Raw genomic sequence first — 18,829 nt, forward strand, 5'->3', positions numbered from 1 at the left:
CGGCCCTACCGTGGCCCCCGTGACCTCGCTCCTGGCCCACCGGTGCCGTGCCGTGGTGAGCACCCTCGCGGAGGGGGTGGCCGTCGGTGCCGTGCTCGCCTCCCGGAACGCCCCGCCGTGGTCGCCCGCGCGGGTGCGGACCTGCGCCGGCGCCGTCGCCCTGGTCGTGGCCGACCAGCTCAGCGGGGAGCTGCCCGCCGCGCTGCGGGAGTTCCGGCGGACCGGCGAGGTGCCGCCGACCCCCGCGCACGAGCGGCGGGCGCTGGTCCGGGCCGGCGTCTCCGGGTGGGCCGTCGGCCTGCTGCTGTGGGCGCTCGACCGGCCGGCGCAGCGCGCCCTCGCCCGCCGGGGCGTCCTCCGCCCGCACCGGTGGCTGGGCGCGGCCGGCGGGCTCGCCCACGCGGCGGCGGTCGCGCCGGTGCACTGGCGGCTGGCGGCCGACCGGGCCGCCGCCGAGGTCGAGCGGGAAGCCTCCGTGGAGGCCGAGCTGCAGGCGATGGCCGCCGGGCGCTGAGCGCCGCTCAGACCAGCTCGAGGGGGTCGAGCTGCACGCGCACGTGCTCGCTCGCCTTGCGCGCGCTGCGCACGCCCTGCACCTCGGCCAGGGCGGTGGCCAGCGCCAGGCCCGCACCGCGCGGCACCCGCACGAGGTAGCGCTCCCGCTCGCCCTCCTGGCCGGGCCGCGGGGGCTCGGGCACCGGGCCGAGCAGGTCGGCGTCGTCGGGCAGCCGGGCGGCCGCGAGGAACTCCGCCAGCGCGGCCGGGGAGCCCGACAGCGCCGCCATGCGGGTGGCCGGCGGGAAGCCCAGCGCCCGGCGGTCGGCGAGCTCGCGCTCGGCCAGCCAGCCCGGGTCCCAGCGCACCAGCGCCTGGACGACGGGGTGGGCGGCGTCGGCGGCGACGACCACCGAGCCGTGCGGGCGCACCAGCGTCGCGGCGTTCGCCCAGCGGCGCAGCGTCTCCTCCCCCGCCCGCAGGTCGGCCCGGCCCAGCAGCGCCCACGAGTCCAGCAGCAGCGCCGCCCCGTACCCGCCCTCGGCGACCGGCTCGGCGCCCGGGGTGGCCACCACCAGCGCCGGCCCGGCCGGCACCGAGGGCAGCACGCCCGACGACCGCCCCGACACCCGCACCGGGGCGCCGGGGAAGGCCCGGCCCAGCTCCTCGGCGGTGCGGGCCGCGCCGACGACGGAGGCCCGCAGCTTCGTGCCGTGGCAGTGCGGGCAGTCGAAGACGGTGGCCGGGCGGGCGCACCAGCGGCACGCGGGGATGCGCGAGCCGCCCGGTCCCGGCGTCGGGGAGACGCCGAGCGGGCCGGAGCACACCGCGCACCGGGCGGGGGCGCGGCAGCGGTCGCAGGACAGCCCGGGCGCGTAGCCGGCGCGGGGCACCTGGACGAGCACCGGCGCGCCCTCGGCCAGCGTCGCCCGCGCCACCCGGTGGGCCAGGCTGGGCAGCCGGGCGGTGCGCGCGGCCGGGTCGCGGGCGAGCTCGGAGTCCTCGCCCAGGGCCTGCACCCGCGGGGAGGCGGCGCGCAGGGTGGGCCGGTCGGCGGTCAGCTCGTGCGCCCAGCCGCTGTCGACGAGCAGCTGCGCCTCGGCGGTCCGCGCGGTGGCCGCCACGACCGCGGCGCAGGAGGTCAGGTGCGCGCGGTGCAGGAGCACGTCGCGGGCGTGCGCGTAGGGGGCGCGGGGCTCGGCGTGCAGGTCGTCGCCGTCGTCCCAGATCGCCACCAGGCCCAGATCGGCGACCGGCGCGAACACCGCGGCGCGGGTGCCGAGCACCACCCGGGCGCTGCCGCGGACGGCGTCGAGGAAGCGCCGGTAGCGGGCGTCGGGGGCGGCGTCGGCGCGCAGCACGACGACCGACCCCGTCGGCAGCCGGGCGGCGGCCGCGGCCTCCAGCCGGTCGAGGTCGCGGCCGTCGGGGACGACGACGAGCGCGCCGCGCCCGCCGGAGAGGGCCGCCTGGCACAGCTCGGCCAGCCGGGCCGGCCAGTCCTCGCCGGGGAGCGCGGTCCACACCGCCCGGGCCGGGCGCCCGTCGGCGACGGCGGCGAGCAGGGACGGCCCGGCGGGGTAGCGGGCGAAGCCGGCCGGGTCGGGGGGTGCGGGAGGTGACGGGGCCTCGCCGGGCGGGCGCTTCTCGGCGGCGGCCCGGCGCGGCGGGATGGCCAGCCGCAGCACGTCGGTCAGGGTGCCGGCCCAGCGCTGGGCCACCGAGCGGGCGAGCGCGGCCACCTCGGGGGTGAGCACCGGCTCGGGCGAGACCAGCTTGGCCAGCGGCGCGAGCCTGCGGCCGGAGTCGCTCGCGTCGGCCAGCTCGAGCACGACGCCGTCCACCAGCTGGCCGGCGAAGCGCACCCGCACCCGGCACCCGGCCCGCACCTGCCCGGCCAGCTGGTCGGGGACGGCGTAGTCGAAGGGCCGGTCGAGGTGGGCCAGCGGCACGTCGACGACGACCCGTGCCACCCGCGGCGCTCCCCCGGGCGCGGGGACGGCGGGGTCGGCGGGCACGTGGTCGCACGCTACCCACCCGCACCGACGGGACCGGGCGGTCAGGCGTCCGTGCCGCGCTCAATGCCGAGGGTGGCCAGCAGGTCCTCGTGGAACTGGATCCACACGAGGTGCAGCGAGTCGCGGTCGGGCCCGTCGACCCAGCCGCGCTCACCGGCGTCCACCCGCCGCAGCGCCGCGGCGTAGACCCCCGCGTAGCCGCCGAAGCGGGCCAGGTGGGCGGTCAGCTCGGCGCAGAGCCCGGCGAGCCCCTCCCCCGCCGACCGCAGCGTGCGCAGCACCCGCTCGTCCCAGCGCCAGTCGGTGTGGTCGTTGGCCGCCATCGGGTCGAGCCGGGTCGGGCGCACCTGCCAGTCGGTGCAGGCGGCGCCGAAGCGGCGGTTGAGCGGCCGGAAGCGGGCGTGCACGCCGGCGACGGCGTCCCGGGCGCCCGCGGCGTCGAGCTCGGCGGCCAGCCGGCGCTCGCCCTCCGCGCGGCCGGCGTCGAGCAGCGACCAGCCCTCGCTGCCGCCGAAGGCCAGCCGCCGCACCCAGCCGCGGGCCTCGGCGTCGAGCAGGGCCTCCTCGACGACGCCGCGGTCGAGGCCGAAGCGGCTCGCGACGCGCGCCGTGGTCGGGAACCCGAGGACCCGCACCCCGTGCAGGGCGAGGTCCTCGGGCGCGCTGGCGTGGGCCACCGCGAGGCGGGCGCGGCCGTCAGGCGCCGACGGCGCTGCGCAGGGCCTCGACCCGGTCGGTGCGCTCCCACGGCAGCTCGACGTCGGTGCGGCCGAAGTGGCCGTAGGCGGCGGTCGGCGCGTAGATCGGCCGCAGCAGGTCCAGGTCGCGCACGATCGCGCCCGGGCGCAGGTCGAACACCGTGGTGACCGCCTTCTCCAGGACGTCGTCGGCCACCGTGCCGGTGCCGTGCGTGTCGACGAACAGGCCGACCGGGTGCGCGGCGCCGATGGCGTAGGCCACCTGCACCTCGCAGCGGCGGGCCAGGCCCGCGGCGACGACGTTCTTGGCCACCCACCGCATCGCGTAGGCGCCCGAGCGGTCGACCTTCGAGGGGTCCTTGCCGGAGAACGCGCCGCCGCCGTGCCGGGCCATGCCGCCGTAGGTGTCCACGATGATCTTGCGGCCGGTCAGCCCGGCGTCGCCCATCGGGCCGCCGATGACGAACTTGCCCGTGGGGTTGACCAGCAGCCGGTACCCCTCGGCGGGCAGGCCGAGGGCCTGCAGCTCGGGCTCGACGACGAGCTCCTGCACGTCCGGGGTGAGCAGCTGGTCGATGGAGATGTCCTCGGCGTGCTGCGAGGAGACGACGACGGTGTCGACGCCGACCGGCCGGTCGTCCTCGTAGACGACGGTGACCTGGGTCTTGCCGTCGGGGCGCAGGTAGGGCACCGAGCCGTCCTTGCGGACCGCGGCCAGCCGGCGGGAGAGCCGGTGGGCCAGCGCGATGGGCAGCGGCATCAGCTCGGGGGTCTCGTCGGTGGCGTAGCCGAACATCAGGCCCTGGTCGCCGGCGCCCTGGCGCTCGATCGCGTCGTCGGCGGTGCCGGCGGTGCGCGCCTCGTAGGCGGTGTCCACGCCCTGGGCGATGTCGGGCGACTGCGCGCCGATGGAGACGCTCACGCCGCAGGAGGCGCCGTCGAAGCCCTTGCGCGAGGAGTCGTAGCCGATGCCGAGGATGGTCCGGCGGACGACCTCGGCGATGTCGACGTAGCCCGCGGTGGTCACCTCGCCGGCGATGTGCACCTGCCCGGTGGTGATCATCGTCTCGACGGCGACGCGGCTGCGCGGGTCCTGCGCCAGCATCTGGTCGAGGATGGCGTCGCTGATCTGGTCGGCGATCTTGTCCGGGTGGCCCTCGGTCACCGACTCGGACGTGAAGAGGCGGCGTGGCACTCGGTTCTCCCTGCTTCGGTGACTGAGGTCGCGGCGCGGGTGGCTGCCCGGCCGAGCGATGACGTTACCGGCGTGTCCGGTGCACCGGCAGCGTGCGGGTCAGGCCAGCCGCGGGAGGACGGTCTGCCACACGGCCGCGGCGACGGCGTCCTTGCTCCCGTGCGGGACCTGGGTGGCCGAGCCGTCGGCGGCCAGCACGACCGCCGCGTTGTCCGGCCGGCCGAACACCCCGCCGCCGGAGACGTCGTTGACCACCAGCAGGTCGCACCCCTTGCGGGCCAGCTTGGCGCGGGCGTGGGCGAGCACGTCGCCGTCGGCGTCGCCGGTCTCGGCGGCGAAGCCGACCACCAGCTGGCCGGCCGCGCGCTTGGTCACCAGCTCGGCGAGCACGTCGGGGTTGCGCACCAGCCGCACCTCGGGGACCTCGGCAGGGTCGTCCTTCTTCTTCAGCTTGGCGGCCGCGACCGTGGCCGGCCGGAAGTCGGCCACGGCCGCGGTCATCACCACGACGTCCGCGTCGGGGGCCTCGGCCAGCACGGCGGCGCGCAGCTCCTCCGCCGTCCCGACCGGCACGACGCGCACGCCGAACGGCGCGGGCAGGTCGACGTTGGCCGCAACCAGGGTGACGTCGGCGCCGCGGGCGGCGGCGACCCGGGCCAGCGCCCAGCCCTGCTTCCCCGAGGAGCGGTTGCCCAGGTAGCGCACCGGGTCCAGGGGCTCGCGGGTGCCGCCGGCGCTGACCACGACCCGGCGGCCGGCGAGGTCGGCGCGCAGCGCGTCGGGCCCGGCGGTCAGCGCCACCTGGGCCAGCGCGGCGACGTCGTGCGGCTCGGGCAGCCGTCCGGGGCCGGAGTCGGGCCCGGTGAGCCGGCCGACGGCGGGCGGCAGCACGACCGAGCCGCGGCGGCGCAGCGTGGCGACGTTGTCCTGGGTGGCCGGGTGCAGCCACATCTCGGTGTGCATCGCCGGCACGAACACCACCGGGCAGTGCGCGGTGAGCAGGGTGGCGGTGAGCAGGTCGTCGGCGCGGCCGGCAGCCGCCCGGGCCAGCAGGTCGGCGGTGGCGGGGGCGACGACGACGAGGTCGGCGGTCTGCCCGATGCGGACGTGGGCGACCTCGGGGACGTCGGACCACACGTCGGTGGTGACCGGGTGCCCCGACAGCGCCTCGAAGGTGGCCGCGCCGACGAAGTGCAGCGCGCCCGGGGTGGGGACGACGCGCACGTCGTGCCCGGCCTCGGTCAGCGCCCGCAGCAGCAGAGCGGCCTTGTACGCGGCGACACCGCCGGCGACCCCCAGCACGATCCGGCTCATGGCCTCATCCTGCCCCGGACAGGCCGACGCCCCCGGTACCGAGTACCGGGGGCGTCACACCGACGAGCGGTGACGTCGATCCGTCACCGGCGGCCGGCCCCGTCGCAGGGGCCCACCCTGAGCCTGCGAAGGGTGGGGGGCGACGGGGTCCTTGCTCAGTTCTCGCCGGCGGTGTGGGTCAGCAGACCCTCGTTGATCTCGCGCAGCGCGATGGAGAGGGGCTTCTCCTGCGGAGCGGTGTCGACCAGCGGGCCGACGTACTCCAGCAGGCCCTCGGAGAGCTGGCTGTAGTAGGCGTTGATCTGCCGCGCGCGCTTGGCGGCGAAGATGACCAGCCCGTACTTGCTGCTGGTGCGCTCGAGCAGCTCGTCGATCGGCGGGTTGGTGATGCCCTCGGGGGCAGGTGCGACTCCGGACACGGGCGGGCGTGCTCCTCGTTGGTTCGGCGGGAGTGGGGGCCTCGGGCGGCCGTCACTCGGAGGCGCCGACCGACCTCCCGGACGACGGCGCAGTCAGCAAGCCTACCAACTCGTCCGCGGCCCGGGTGACGTCGTCGTTGACCACCACGACGTCGAACTCCCCGGCGGCGTCCAGCTCGGCCTGCGCGATGGCCAGCCGGCGCTGCTGCACCGCCGGCGGCTCGGAGCCGCGGCCGGCCAGCCGGTTCTCCAGCTCGGCCCAGGAGGGCGGCGCGAGGAAGACCAGCTGCGCCTCCGGGGCCCGTGCCCGCACCTGGCGCGCACCCTGCAGCTCGATCTCCAGCAGGGCCGGGGCCCCGGTGGCGAGTCGCTCGCGCACCGGGGCCACCGGCGTGCCGTAGCGGTTGCCGGCGTACTCGGCCCACTCCAGCAGGCCGTCCTCGGCGACGAGCCGGTCGAACTCGGCGTCGGTGAGGAAGTGGTAGTGCACCCCGTCGACCTCACCGGCCCGGCGTCCCCGGGTGGTCACCGACACCGACACCCACACGTCGGGGTACCGACGGCGGACCTCGGCGACGACGGTGCCCTTGCCGACCCCGGAGGGGCCGGACAGCACCGTCAGGCGCGCCGTGGCGGGTGGTTCGGGTGCTTCGGGCAACGCGTCGTCCTCGTCGGTCCTGCGGAGGTGGGGTCGGCCCCCGGCTCAGGCGGTCGAGTCGGCGGGCACCTGCTCGGCGACCACCTGCTCCCCACCGAACTCGGCCTCGAGCGCCCGGCGCTGGTTGGCGCCCAGGCCGCGGACCCGGCGGGTCGGGGAGATCTCGAGCCGCTCCATGATCTTCGCAGCCCGCGCCTTGCCGACACCGGGCAGGCTCTCCAGCACCGCGGAGACCCGCATCTTGCCGATCACCTCGTCGGTCTCCCCCTGGCGGAGGACGTCACCGACCGTCGTGCCCTTGCTCTTGAGCCGCTCGCGGAGCTCGGCGCGCGCCTTGCGGGCGGCGGCGGCCTTCTCCAGGGCGGCGGCGCGCTGTTCGGGGGACAGGTCAGGGAGGGGCATGGTGCGTCCGATCGTGTCGTCGCCGGTCGGCCCGGCGTCTCTGTGCTGTGTGGCGGTGGTGCCGCGGGTCCGGTCCCCGTGCGCTCGGGCCCGGCGATCAACCTAGTAACCGGGAATCCGCAGGTCACGCGCCCGACGGACGAGGATTTCGACCGCGCGTCGTGCGCAGGTGACGCTGCGTCGAGCAGTTGCATGACGGAGAGTCAGGAGCCCTGTTCAGACAGCATACGGAACCGGGACGTCCGCTCGCGGCCCGGGTGGCGACACGCCCGGGCCGTCCGGCGCGACACGCCGGGCCTGCCCGGTCAGGCGGGGGTCGCGGGTAGCCGGGAGCGCCGGCCGAGCACCCACCCGCCGACCGCGGCGAGCACCAGCAGGCCGAGGACGGCGAGCGCCGCCCCGACCAGGGAACCGGTCGTCCAGGTCACCGCCCAGCCACCGGTGCGGCCGCCGCCGTACGCGTCGGTGGCGGTGAGCGGCGCGTAGGACCCGCTGTGGGCGACGGCGGGCGGCGCGGTGCCCGCCTGCCGGGAGACCAGCACGCCGGCGCCGACGAGGGCCAGGCCGAGCAGCAGCGCCGACGTCAGGTCGCGCCTCACGCGGCCAGCTCCCCGGCCCAGCGCGCGGCGGCCGCCCGCAGCGCGGCGGGGTCGGGTCCGGCGGCGAGCACGTCGCGGGACACGGTGGGGACCACGGCGGCACCCTGCCCGAACAGCCGGCGCAGGTCGGCCACGGACCCGCCCTGCGCGCCCAGCCCGGGCGCGAGCACCGGCCCGCCGAGCCCGGTCAGGTCGACGTCGAGGTCGCGCAGGGTCGCCCCGACGACGACGCCGAAGCTGCCGGTGCCGGCGCCCCAGCGGCTGCCGAGGTCGCGCACCGCGGCGGGGTCGGGCAGCGGGTCGCCGACCACCCAGCCGGGGGTGTTCCAGCCGCGCACGGTGTCGACGACGACCTGGGCCACCGACCGCTCCCCCACGACCGCGTGCTGCAGCGTGCCCGCGTCCGGGTTGGACGTGCGGGCCAGCACGAACAACCCGCCGCCGTGCGCCCGCGCGGTGTCCACGGCCGGCTGCAGCGAGCCGGGGCCGAGGTAGGGGCTGACGGTCAGCGCGTCGACGGCGAGCGGGTGGTCGGGGCGCAGCACGTCGGCGTAGGCGTCCATGGTCGAGCCGATGTCCCCGCGCTTGGCGTCGAGCAGCACCAGCGCGCCGGCGGCACGGGCGCGGGCGACGCCGTCCTCCAGCACGGCCAGGCCGCGCGAGCCGTGCCGCTCGTAGAACGCGCTCTGCGGCTTGAGGACGGCGACGGTGCCGGCCAGCGCGTCGACGACGGCGTCGGTGAACCGGGCGAGCCCCTCGGGGCCGTCGGGCAGGCCCCAGCGCTCCAGCAGCGGCGCGTGCGGGTCGATGCCGACGCACAGCGGCCCGCGGGCGGCGACGGCGTCGGCCAGCCGCTGCCCGAACGGCGCGCTCACCGCGGCACCGACCGGGACAGCGTGTCGCCGTGCGCGGCGACGCAGTCGCGGGCGAGGAAGGGGTCGGCGAAGGCACCGGCGGCCGACTGGACGGCGTCGGCGCCGGCCGCCCACAGCGCCGCGAACGAGGCCGGGTCGGTGACCCCGCCCATCGCCAGCACGTCGAAGGCGTGCCCGCCGGCCTCCCGCAGCGCCACCAGCCGCGTGGTGAAGTCCAGCGCGGCGTCGCGCACCGCCGCCCCGGACAGGCCGGCGACCGCGCGGCCGGGGAAGGTCGGCGCGCCGTCGGCGCGCACCACCCGGCTGGCCACGGTGTTGATGCCGGCGACCCCGTCGACCAGCGGCGCCAGCCGCGGCACGAGCGCGGCCAGCCGGCCGGCGTCGAGCCAGGACAGCTTGGCGACCAGCCCGGTGCGGTCGTCCAGCGCCCGGCGCACGCCCTCGACGACGGCGACCGTGGCGTCGGCGTCCAGGCACAGCGGCGGCTTCACGCCCTCGTCGGCCGAGGCCGACAGCGTGTTCGGGCAGGACAGGTTCAGCTCGACGACGCCCGCGCCGGCGTCCTGCGCCAGCCGCGCCGTCGCGGCGAAGTCCTCGACCAGCGCGGGACCGTCGCCGGAGCCCATCACGCTGACCAGCAGCAGTTGGTCGTCGTCGACGGCGGCCAGCGACCGCTCGAGGTCGGGCCCCCACTCCTCGGGCGCCGGCGAGGGGACGCCGAAGGAGTTGACCGTGCTGACGCCGGGGTCACCCGGCGCCACCCAGTCCCACGGGTCGGAGACGACGACGTCGCCGGGCGGGCGGGGCGCGAACGTCCAGTTGGGCTGCGCGTTCGGCTCGTGGGCGCGGCTGCGCACCGTCTTGTAGGTGAGCACGCTGAACCCGTTGCGGGCGTGGTAGCGCACCCACTCCTCCCCGCCGTTGAGCACGCACGCGGGCACGCCGAGCGGGAAGCCGACCTCGCGGCCGAGCACCCGCCAGCGCCGGTCCCCCGCCCGCGGCCGGGCGTCCAGTCGCGGCCCGACCGGCGTGCGCAGGTTGTCCCGGTAGGAGCCGACCAGGTCGTAGGACGGCGTCCGCACCCCGCAGCCGGCCAGCACCGCGCCGTGCCCGGCGAAGAACGCCACCCGGGTGAGCAGCGGCAGGTCGGCGTCGCCGGCCTCCCCCGCCGCCAGCCGGGCGGCCAGGCCCTCGGCGTCGGCCCGCAGTGCGTCGAGCTCCGCGGCCGGCGGCGTGGCGAACCGGGTGACGCCGGACAGGTACGCCGCCGGCAGCCCGTCGAGGAGCCCGCGCGCGACCAGGTCGCCGCCGACGGCTCCGACGACGCTCACGGGGTGGCCGTGAGCGCGGCGGCGAGACCGGCGTGGACCTCCTGCAGGCTGCGGACGCCCAGGTCACCGCGCAGCAGCGCCTCGACGCCCTGCACCGCCGCGGCCAGGCCCTGCACCGTGGTGATGCACGGGATCCCGGCGGCGACGGCGGCCGTGCGGATCTCGTAGCCGTCCAGCCGCGGCCCGCTGTTGCCCGGCGATCCGAAGGGCGTGTTGACGACGATGTCGACGTCGCCGGCCTGGATGCGCTCGACCACGTTGCCCGGGCCCTCGCTGTACTTGCCGACCACCTCGCACTCGACCCCGTTGCGCCGCAGCACCCGCGCGGTGCCCGTGGTGGCCAGCACCCGGAAGCCGAGGTCGGCCAGCCGCTTGACCGGGAAGACGGCGGCCCGCTTGTCCCGGTTGGCCACCGACACGAACACCGCCCCCGAGGTCGGCAGCGAGCCGTAGGCGGCGGCCTGCGACTTGGCGAACGCGGTGCCGAAACCGTCGTCGAGGCCCATGACCTCGCCGGTGGACTTCATCTCCGGCGACAGCACGGTGTCCACGCCGTGGCCCTCGACGGTGCGGAACCGGTGGAAGGGCAGCACCGCCTCCTTGACCGCGATCGGCGCGTCCTCGGGCAGGTCGGTGCCGTCGCCGGTGGCCGGCAGCACGCCGGCGCCGCGCAGGTCGGCGATCGACTCGCCCACGGCGATGCGGGCCGCGGCCTTGGCGAGCTGGACGGCGGTCGCCTTGGACACGAACGGCACCGTGCGGCTGGCGCGGGGGTTGGCCTCCAGCACGTAGAGGACGTCGTCCTTGAGCGCGTACTGCACGTTCATCAACCCGCGGACGCCGATCCGGGCGGCCAGCGCCTCGGTGGCCGCGCGGATGCCGGCGAGGTCGGCCGAGCCCAGGGTGATCGGCGGCAGCGCGCACGCGGAGTCGCCGGAGTGGATGCCGGCCTCCTCGATGTGCTCCATGACGCCGCCGAGGTAGAGCTCGACGCCGTCGTAGAGCGCGTCGACGTCGATCTCGACGGCGTCCTCCAGGAACCGGTCGACCAGCACGGGGTGGGCGGGGCTGACGTCGGTGGCCTTGGCGATGTAGGCCTCGAGCGTGGCGTCGTCGTAGACGATCTCCATGCCCCGCCCGCCGAGCACGTAGGAGGGGCGCACCAGCACCGGGTAGCCGATGCCCGCGGCGATCTCCCGCGCCTCGGCGAAGGTGGTCGCGGTGCCGTGCGTGGGCGCGAGCAGGCCGGCGTCGGCCAGCACCCGGGAGAACGCCCCGCGGTCCTCGGCGTCGTCGATGGACTCCGGCGAGGTGCCCAGCACCGGGACGCCGGCGTCCTTGAGCCGCTGCGCCAGGCCCAGCGGCGTCTGCCCGCCGAGGGTGCAGATGACCCCGGCCACGGGACCGGCGGCGCGCTCGGCCTCGACCACCTCGAGGACGTCCTCGAAGGTCAGCGGCTCGAAGTACAGCCGGTCGGCGGTGTCGTAGTCGGTGGAGACCGTCTCGGGGTTGCAGTTGACCATCACGGCCTCGTAGCCGGCGTCCTGCAGCGCCATGACCGCGTGCACGCACGAGTAGTCGAACTCGATGCCCTGCCCGATCCGGTTCGGCCCCGACCCGAGGATGAGCACCGCCGGCTTCTCCCGCGGCTCCACCTCGGTCTCCTCGTCGTAGGAGGAGTAGTGGTACGGGGTGCGGGCGGCGAACTCCGCGGCGCAGGTGTCCACGGTCTTGAACACCGGCCGGATGCCCAGCCGCCAGCGCAGGCTGCGGACGCCGTCCTCGCCGGCCAGCTCGGGCCGCAGCGCCGCCACCTGCCGGTCGGACAGGCCGTGCCGCTTGGCCCGGCGCAGCAGCTCCGGGGTGAGCGCGGGCGCGTCGCGGACCTCCGCCGCGACCTCCTGCACCAGCGCGACCTGGTCGACGAACCACGGGTCGAAGCCGCTGGCCTCGGCCACCTGCTCGACGGTGGCCCCCGCCGCCAGGGCGGCCTCGGCGGTGTAGAGCCGCCCGTCGACGGGGGTGCGCAGCGCCTCCAGCAGCTCGGCGGCCGAGCGGCCGTCGGGCTGCCCCGTCCAGAAGCCGGCCACCTTCGTCTCCGTGGACCGCATGGCCTTGCCCAGCGCCTCGGGGAAGTTGCGGCCCAGCGCCATGGCCTCGCCGACGCTCTTCATCGTCGTGGTCAGCCGCGGGTCGGCGCCGGGGAACTTCTCGAAGGCGAACCGCGGGATCTTCACCACGACGTAGTCCAGCGCCGGCTCGAAGCTGGCCGGGGTGACGCCGGTGATGTCGTTGGTGATCTCGTCGAGCGTGTAGCCGATGGCGAGCTTCGCGGCGATCTTGGCGATCGGGAAGCCGGTGGCCTTGGACGCCAGCGCGCTCGACCGGGAGACGCGCGGGTTCATCTCGATGACGACCAGCCGCCCGTCGGCGGGGTTGACGGCGAACTGGATGTTGCAGCCGCCGGTGTCGACGCCGACCTCGCGCAGCACCGCGATGCCCACGTCGCGCATCCGCTGGTACTCGCGGTCGGTGAGCGTCATCGCCGGCGCCACGGTGACCGAGTCGCCGGTGTGCACGCCCATCGCGTCGACGTTCTCGATGGAGCAGATGACGACCACGTTGTCGCTGCGGTCGCGCATCAGCTCGAGCTCGTACTCCTTCCAGCCGAGCACCGACTCCTCGATCAGCACGGTGTGGACGGGCGAGTCGGCCAGGCCGTGCGCGGCCATCCGGCGCAGCATCGGCTCGTCGGTGGCGAAGCCCGAGCCCAGGCCGCCCATCGTGAAGCTCGGCCGGATGACGACCGGGTAGCCGACCTCCTCCGCCGTCTCCAGCGCCTCCTCGACGCTGGCGCAGACCCGCGAGCGCGGGGCGTCGGCGCCGATCGACCGGACGATGTCCTTGAACAGCTGCCGGTCCTCGCCGCGGTTGATCGCGTCGACGTCGGCGCCGATGAGCCGGACGCCGTAGCGCTCCAGCGTGCCGTTCTCGTAGAGGCCGATGGCGATGTTGAGCGCGGTCTGCCCGCCGAGGGTGGCCAGCAGCGCGTCGGGCCGCTCCTTGGCGATGACCCGCTCGACGAACTCCGGCGTCAGCGGCTCCACGTAGGTGGCGTCGGCGACGTCGGGGTCGGTCATGATCGTCGCCGGGTTGCTGTTGACCAGGCTGACCCGCAGGCCCTCGCTGCGCAGCACGCGGCAGGCCTGGGTGCCGGAGTAGTCGAACTCCGCGGCCTGGCCGATGAGGATCGGCCCGGAGCCGATGACCAGGACGTGCGAGATGTCGGTGCGCTTGGGCATCAGGCCCTCTCCCCGGTGCTGTGCTCGACGGTCGTCGCCGGGCTGACGGCCGGGCCCCCGTCGCGGGTGGACTGCATGAGGTCGACGAACCGGCCGAACAGCGGCGCCGCGTCGTGCGGGCCGGCGGCCGACTCCGGGTGGAACTGCACGCTGAACGCCGGGGCGTCGAGCAGCCGCAGCCCCTCGACGACGTCGTCGTTGAGGCCCACGTGGCTGACCTCCACCCGGCCGTACGGGGTGTCGGTGGGCCGGTCCAGCGGCGCGTCGACGGCGAAGCCGTGGTTGTGGCTGGTCACCCGGACGGTGCCGCTGACCCGGTCGAGCACCGGCTGGTTCAGGCCGCGGTGGCCGAAGCGCAGCTTGTAGGTGCCCAGGCCCAGCGCGCGGCCGAGGATCTGGTTGCCGAAGCAGATGCCGAACAGCGGCCGTCCGGCGTCCAGCACGCCGCGCACCGCGGCGACGGCGTAGTCGGCCGCGGCCGGGTCGCCGGGACCGTTGGACAGGAAGACGCCGTCGGGGCCGTGCTCGAGCAGGTCGGCGGCCGTCGCGGTGGAGGGCAGCACGTGCGTCTCGACGCCGAGCTCGGCCAGGTGCCGCGGGGTGGCGGTCTTGATGCCGAGGTCGAGCGCGGCGATGGTGAACCGCCGCTCCCCCACCGCCGGCACGACGTAGGGCTGCTCGGTGCTCACCTGCGGGGCGAGGTCGGCGCCGACCATCCCCTCGGCGGCGCGCACCCGGGCCAGCAGCGCGTCGGCGTCGGTGGTCTCGCTGCTGATCCCGGCGCGCATGGCGCCGCGCTCGCGCAGGTGGCGGGTCAGCGCGCGGGTGTCGATGCCGCTGATGCCGACGACGCCCTGGGCGCGCAGCTCGTCGTCCAGGCTGCCGGTGGCCCGCCAGTTGGCCGGGCGGCGGGCCGGGTCGCGGACGACGAAGCCGGCCACCCACATGCGGCGGCTCTCGTCGTCCTCGCCGTTGACGCCGGTGTTGCCGACGTGCGGCGCGGTCATCGTGACGATCTGGCCCGCGTAGCTGGGGTCGGTCAGCGTCTCCTGGTAGCCGGTCATCCCGGTGGCGAACACCGCCTCGCCGACCGTCGTCCCGACCTGCCCGTAGGCCTCGCCGCGGAACGTCCGCCCGTCCTCGAGCACGAGGATCGCGTCTGTCAACGCACTGCCTTTCCGTCGAGCACGGTCGCCTCGCCCCGCAGGAACGTGGCGACGACCCGGCCGGGCAGCTCCCGGCCGGCGTAGGGGCTGTTGCGGCTGCGGCTGGCCAGCGCGGCCGGGTCGACGACCGACCGGGCCGCGGGGTCGAGCAGCAGCAGGTTGGCCGGCTCACCGGCGGCCAGCGGGCGGCCGTGCGCCCGGTCGCCGAGCCCGCTGAGGCGGCCGATGGCCGCCGGGCGCACCGACATCCGGTCGGCGACGCCGGCCCAGTCGAGCAGGCCCGGCTCCACCAGCGCCTGGACGACGACGGCGAGCGCCTGCTCCAGCCCGAGCATGCCGGGCCGGGCGGAGGCCCACTCGCTCTCCTTGTCCTCCACCGCGTGCGGCGCGTGGTCGGTGGCGACGGCGTCGATCGTGCCGTCGGCCAGGCCCTGCCGGAGGGCGAGCACGTCCTCGTCGGTGCGCAGCGGCGGGTTGACCTTGAACACCGGGTCGTAGCTCTCGGCGCAGGCCTCGGTGAGCAGCAGGTGGTGCGGGGTGACCTCGGCGGTCACCTGCACGCCGCGCGACTTGGCCCACCGCAGGATCTCCACCGACCCGGCGGTGGACACGTGGCAGACGTGCAGCCGCGCGCCCACGTGCTGGGCGAGCAGCACGTCGCGGGCGATGACCGCCTCCTCGGCGGCGGCCGGCCAGCCGGCCAGGCCCAGCCGCGCGGAGCGGTCGCCCTCGTTCATCTGCGCGCCGGCGGTCAGCCGCGGCTCCTCGGCGTGCTGGGCGACGACGCCGTCGAAGGCCTTGACGTACTCCAGCGCGCGACGCATGAGGGCGGGGTCGGCGACGCAGTGCCCGTCGTCGGAGAACACCCGCACCCGGGCAGCGGAGTCGGCCATGGCGCCGAGCTCGGCCAGCCGCTCGCCGCGCAGGCCGACGGTGACCGCGCCCACCGGGACGACGTCGACCAGCCCGGCCTTCCGGCCCAGCCGCCACACCTGCTCGACGACGCCGGCGGTGTCGGCGACCGGGTCGGTGTTGGCCATCGCGTGCACCGCGGTGAACCCGCCCAGCGCCGCGGCCCGGCTGCCGGTCTCGACGGTCTCGGCGTCCTCGCGGCCGGGCTCGCGCAGGTGGGTGTGCAGGTCGACCAGGCCGGGCAGCGCGACCAGCCCGCCGGCGTCGACGACGGTGGCGCCGGCGGCGTCCAGCCGCTGCCCCACCTCGGCGACCCGGCCGTCGGCGAGCAGCAGGTCGGCGGGCTCGCCGCCGAGGACCCTCGCGCCCTTGATCAGGACGGTCACGCGTTCCCTCCGAGGAGCAGGTAGAGCACGGCCATGCGGACGGAGACGCCGTTGCCGACCTGCTCGACGATCGTCGAGCGGACCGAGTCGGCGACGTCGGCGGCGATCTCCATGCCGCGGTTCATCGGGCCGGGGTGCATGACGATCGCGTCGTCGCCCAGCGCGGCCATCCGCACGGCGTCGAGGCCGTAGCGGCGGCTGTACTCGCGGGCGCTGGGGAAGAACGACGCGGTCATCCGCTCCAGCTGGACCCGCAGCATCATCACGACGTCGGCCTTGGGCAGCACGGCGTCGAGGTCGTAGGAGACGGTCACCGGCCAGGAGCCGACCCCCACCGGCAGCAGCGTCGGCGGGGCGACCAGCGTGACCTCCGCGCCGAGCGTGGTGAGCAGCCAGACGTTGGAGCGGGCCACCCGGCTGTGCAGCACGTCGCCGACGACCACCACCCGGACCCCATCGAGGCGGCCCAGCCGGCGCCGGATCGTGTAGGCGTCCAGCAGCGCCTGGGTGGGGTGCTCGTGGGTGCCGTCGCCGGCGTTGACCACGCTGCCCTGCACCCAGTGGGCCAGCCGGTGCGGGGCGCCCGACGCCGAGTGCCGGACGACGATCGCGTCGCTGCCCATCGCCTCGAGGGTGAGCGCGGTGTCCTTGAGGCTCTCGCCCTTGGACACGCTGCTGCCCTTGGCGGAGAAGTTGATGACGTCGGCCGACAGCCGCTTGGCCGCCAGCTCGAAGGAGATGCGGGTGCGGGTGGAGTCCTCGTAGAAGAGGTTGACCACCGTGCGGCCGCGCAGCGTGGGCAGCTTCTTGACCTCGCGGCCGGCCAGCGCCTGGTCGATCTGCGCGGCGGTGTCCAGGACGAGGGTGGCGTCGGCGCGGTCGAGGTCGGCGGACTCCAGCAGGTGGCGCTTCACGCGGCTCCCTCCGTGACCAGCACCTCGTCGGTGCCGTCGGTCTCGGTCAGGTGCACCCGCACCGTCTGCGCGCGCGACGTCGGCACGTTCTTGCCCACGTAGTCGGCGCGGATCGGCAGCTCCCGGTGGCCGCGGTCGACCAGCACCGCCAGCTGCACCGCCCGGGGCCGGCCGAGGTCGCGCAGCGCGTCCAGGGCGGCGCGCACCGAGCGGCCGGAGAACAGCACGTCGTCGACGAGGACGACCAGGCGGCCGTCGATGCCCGCCGGCGGCAGCACCGTGTCCTCCAGCGCGCGGACGCCGCGCAGCCGCAGGTCGTCGCGGTAGAGGGTGATGTCGACGGTGCCGGTGTCGACGCGGGCGCCGGAGAAGGCCTCGACGCGGGCGGCCAGCCGCCGGGCGAGCGGGGCGCCGCGGGTGGGGATGCCGACCAGCACCAGGTCGGCGAGGGCGTCGCCGGCCTTCTCGATCAGCTGGTGGGCCATCCGGTCGACCACGCGGGCGACGTCGGCGGGGGCGAGCAGTGCCGCGGGTGCGGCCTGGCCGGGGGCAGGCTCGGTCGAGCTGGCCATCAGGCCTCCTTCCCCGCCTCACGGGACGGGTCGTTAAAGGAGTGGGTGGACCGGTGCCGACGGTACTGCACCCCGTCGTGTGACCGTCGTCGCGCACCGCAGCCCCGCAGGTGGGCGCGGGTGTCCCCGATGACCGGAGAGGATGAGGCCGCTGTCGTCTCGTGCGAACACCCAGTACGCTGCGTGACGACATTGCCGAGATCACGACGACGGACAGTGAGCGGACACTCATGAGCACCGACTACTCGCGGGCCCTCGGTGCCCGGCTGCGCGCCATCCGCAACCAGCAGGGCCTGTCCCTGCAGGGCGTGGAGGACAAGTCACACGGCCGCTGGAAGGCCGTCGTCGTCGGCTCCTACGAGCGCGGCGACCGGGCGGTGACCGTCCAGCGGCTCTCCGAGCTGGCCGTCTTCTACGGCGTGCCGGTGTCGGAGCTGCTGCCCGACCCGCGGCCGTCGTCGGCCGTGACGTCGACGACGAAGATCGTGCTCAACCTCGAGTCGCTGGGCTCGCTGCCCGCCGACGAGGCCGGCCCGCTGGCCCGCTACGCCTCGACCATCCAGGCGCAGCGCCACGACTACAACGGCAAGGTGCTCTCCATCCGCGCCGAGGACCTCAAGTCGCTGGCGATCATCTACGACATGAGCCCTGACGAGCTGACCACCCGGCTCATCGAGTGGGGTGTGCTCAACCCGGGCATGGACGGCGCCGCGCTCATGGCCGACGACGAGGACGAGGGCTGGGGCGACCGCCGCCGCGGCCCCCGCTGAGCGGGGAGCCCTCCGAGGCCCGCGCCGGCACCGCCGGCGCGGGCCTCGCCGTCTCCGGGCCTGCGCGTCCGCAGTGCGTGCACGCGGCCAACCGTGGGGTGCCTCACCGAGTGCGACCGGGCGGGTGCGGAGCGCGCGACACTGTCGGGGGGTGCCCCTAGCGTCCGGGCTGCGCCGGGATGCCGGCGCCCTGACGCGAGGAGCACCCATGAGCTCGACCCCGCCGGTCGTCCTGCCCGACCGTGACCTGCTGCTCGCCGCCCGCCGTCGCGAGGCGCTGCGCCGCGCGCACCGGCGGCAGTCCAGTGCGCGGATGGCCGCGATGCTGGCCGCCGCCGGGGCCGGTGTGGGCCGGCACGGCTGACGGTGCGGGGCCCGGCGGTCAGGAGGAGGTGGGCACCTCGGCGTCGAGGATGGCGCCGAGGACGCCGTTGACGTAGGCCGGCGAGTCGTCGGTCGACAGCGCGCGGGCGAGCTCCACGGCCTCGTCGATGACCACCGCGTCGGGGACGTCGTCGGCCCAGAGCAGCTCGAAGACCGCCATCCGCAGGATCGCGCGGTCGACGTCGGGCAGCCGCTCGAGCGACCAGCCGCGGGCGTGCCGGCCGATCAGCTCGTCGATGCGCGCGGCGTGCGCGGCCACGCCCTCCACCAGCCGGACCGCGTGGTCGGGCACCGGCGGGGAGGGGTCGGCGACGCGCTCGCGGAGCAGCTCCACCGGGTCGGCGCCCCGCAGGTCGGCCTCGTAGAGGACGTCGACGGCGCGCTTGCGCGCCTTGGTGCGGGCAGCCATGTCAGCGGTG

The 18,829-nt window shown here is 76.2% G+C and carries 19 protein-coding genes; 3 read left to right on the top strand and 16 right to left on the bottom strand.

From position 1 onward, the window contains the following. Positions 1–19 precede the first annotated feature (19 nt). The gene (locus BLQ97_RS16275) at positions 20–514 is read left to right on the top strand and encodes a hypothetical protein (RefSeq protein ID WP_091367084.1); all 495 of its coding nucleotides are present in this window, start codon (positions 20–22) and stop codon (positions 512–514) included. Positions 515–521: 7 nt separating this feature from the next. On the opposite strand, the gene BLQ97_RS16280 is transcribed toward BLQ97_RS16275, so the two are convergent. From BLQ97_RS16280 to pyrR, 15 genes are all read right to left on the bottom strand, one after another. Then, positions 522–2,513, bottom strand: a complete 1,992-nt coding sequence (locus BLQ97_RS16280) for a primosomal protein N' (RefSeq protein ID WP_245692294.1) — start codon at positions 2,511–2,513, stop codon at positions 522–524. Between the two features lie 41 nt (positions 2,514–2,554). After that, positions 2,555–3,190 (bottom strand): transcriptional regulator, encoded by a 636-nt coding sequence (locus BLQ97_RS16285; protein WP_091367086.1) that lies wholly within the window; start codon positions 3,188–3,190, stop codon positions 2,555–2,557. A gap of 19 nt (positions 3,191–3,209) precedes the next feature. Further along, positions 3,210–4,406 (bottom strand): methionine adenosyltransferase, encoded by a 1,197-nt coding sequence (metK, locus tag BLQ97_RS16290; protein WP_091367087.1) that lies wholly within the window; start codon positions 4,404–4,406, stop codon positions 3,210–3,212. 99 nt (positions 4,407–4,505) lie between these two features. After that, positions 4,506–5,720 (bottom strand): bifunctional phosphopantothenoylcysteine decarboxylase/phosphopantothenate--cysteine ligase CoaBC, encoded by a 1,215-nt coding sequence (gene coaBC, locus BLQ97_RS16295; protein ID WP_091367088.1) that lies wholly within the window; start codon positions 5,718–5,720, stop codon positions 4,506–4,508. A gap of 155 nt (positions 5,721–5,875) precedes the next feature. Beyond that, positions 5,876–6,139, bottom strand: coding sequence for a DNA-directed RNA polymerase subunit omega (gene rpoZ / locus BLQ97_RS16300; protein WP_012949163.1), 264 nt, complete (start codon positions 6,137–6,139; stop codon positions 5,876–5,878). Between the two features lie 52 nt (positions 6,140–6,191). Continuing rightward, positions 6,192–6,797 (bottom strand): guanylate kinase, encoded by a 606-nt coding sequence (gmk, locus tag BLQ97_RS16305; protein WP_091367089.1) that lies wholly within the window; start codon positions 6,795–6,797, stop codon positions 6,192–6,194. A gap of 45 nt (positions 6,798–6,842) precedes the next feature. Beyond that, positions 6,843–7,199, bottom strand: coding sequence for an integration host factor, actinobacterial type (gene mihF / locus BLQ97_RS16310; RefSeq protein ID WP_091110693.1), 357 nt, complete (start codon positions 7,197–7,199; stop codon positions 6,843–6,845). Between the two features lie 305 nt (positions 7,200–7,504). After that, complete coding sequence (locus BLQ97_RS16315; protein ID WP_091367090.1) at positions 7,505–7,798, bottom strand: hypothetical protein; 294 nt, start codon at positions 7,796–7,798, stop codon at positions 7,505–7,507. After that, entirely contained in the window at positions 7,795–8,673 is an 879-nt protein-coding gene (gene pyrF / locus BLQ97_RS16320) for an orotidine-5'-phosphate decarboxylase (protein ID WP_091367091.1), read from the bottom strand. The genes BLQ97_RS16315 and pyrF overlap by 4 nt, the downstream gene beginning before the upstream one ends. Next, positions 8,670–10,004 (bottom strand): beta/alpha barrel domain-containing protein, encoded by a 1,335-nt coding sequence (locus BLQ97_RS16325; RefSeq protein WP_245692296.1) that lies wholly within the window; start codon positions 10,002–10,004, stop codon positions 8,670–8,672. Before BLQ97_RS16325 ends, pyrF begins: the two co-directional genes overlap by 4 nt. Further along, positions 10,001–13,306 carry a carbamoyl-phosphate synthase large subunit gene (gene carB / locus BLQ97_RS16330; RefSeq protein WP_091367092.1) on the bottom strand — a complete coding sequence of 1,102 codons (3,306 nt, stop codon included), beginning with the start codon at positions 13,304–13,306 and terminating at the stop codon, positions 10,001–10,003. Before carB ends, BLQ97_RS16325 begins: the two co-directional genes overlap by 4 nt. After that, the gene (gene carA, locus BLQ97_RS16335) at positions 13,306–14,472 is read right to left on the bottom strand and encodes a glutamine-hydrolyzing carbamoyl-phosphate synthase small subunit (protein ID WP_091367093.1); all 1,167 of its coding nucleotides are present in this window, start codon (positions 14,470–14,472) and stop codon (positions 13,306–13,308) included. Before carA ends, carB begins: the two co-directional genes overlap by 1 nt. Beyond that, positions 14,469–15,770: a dihydroorotase gene (locus tag BLQ97_RS16340; RefSeq protein ID WP_091367094.1), complete on the bottom strand. Its 1,302-nt coding sequence runs from the start codon at positions 15,768–15,770 to the stop codon at positions 14,469–14,471. The genes carA and BLQ97_RS16340 overlap by 4 nt, the downstream gene beginning before the upstream one ends. Continuing rightward, positions 15,767–16,684 carry an aspartate carbamoyltransferase catalytic subunit gene (locus BLQ97_RS16345; RefSeq protein ID WP_091367095.1) on the bottom strand — a complete coding sequence of 306 codons (918 nt, stop codon included), beginning with the start codon at positions 16,682–16,684 and terminating at the stop codon, positions 15,767–15,769. Before BLQ97_RS16345 ends, BLQ97_RS16340 begins: the two co-directional genes overlap by 4 nt. Continuing rightward, positions 16,681–17,256 (bottom strand): bifunctional pyr operon transcriptional regulator/uracil phosphoribosyltransferase PyrR, encoded by a 576-nt coding sequence (pyrR, locus tag BLQ97_RS16350; protein ID WP_091367096.1) that lies wholly within the window; start codon positions 17,254–17,256, stop codon positions 16,681–16,683. Before pyrR ends, BLQ97_RS16345 begins: the two co-directional genes overlap by 4 nt. 230 nt (positions 17,257–17,486) lie before the next feature. Here pyrR and bldD point away from each other — a divergent pair, with 230 nt between their 5' ends. Then, positions 17,487–18,026 carry a transcriptional regulator BldD gene (gene bldD, locus BLQ97_RS16355; RefSeq protein WP_091110675.1) on the top strand — a complete coding sequence of 180 codons (540 nt, stop codon included), beginning with the start codon at positions 17,487–17,489 and terminating at the stop codon, positions 18,024–18,026. Positions 18,027–18,234: 208 nt separating this feature from the next. Further along, complete coding sequence (locus BLQ97_RS23415) at positions 18,235–18,390, top strand: hypothetical protein (protein ID WP_175471782.1); 156 nt, start codon at positions 18,235–18,237, stop codon at positions 18,388–18,390. 18 nt (positions 18,391–18,408) lie between these two features. Here the strand turns inward: BLQ97_RS23415 and nusB are convergent, their stop codons facing one another. After that, positions 18,409–18,819 carry a transcription antitermination factor NusB gene (gene nusB, locus BLQ97_RS16360; RefSeq protein ID WP_091367097.1) on the bottom strand — a complete coding sequence of 137 codons (411 nt, stop codon included), beginning with the start codon at positions 18,817–18,819 and terminating at the stop codon, positions 18,409–18,411. Positions 18,820–18,829: the final 10 nt, after the last annotated feature.

Origin of the sequence: Geodermatophilus telluris (genome assembly GCF_900102745.1) — a bacterium.
Taxonomy (GTDB): domain Bacteria; phylum Actinomycetota; class Actinomycetes; order Mycobacteriales; family Geodermatophilaceae; genus Geodermatophilus; species Geodermatophilus telluris.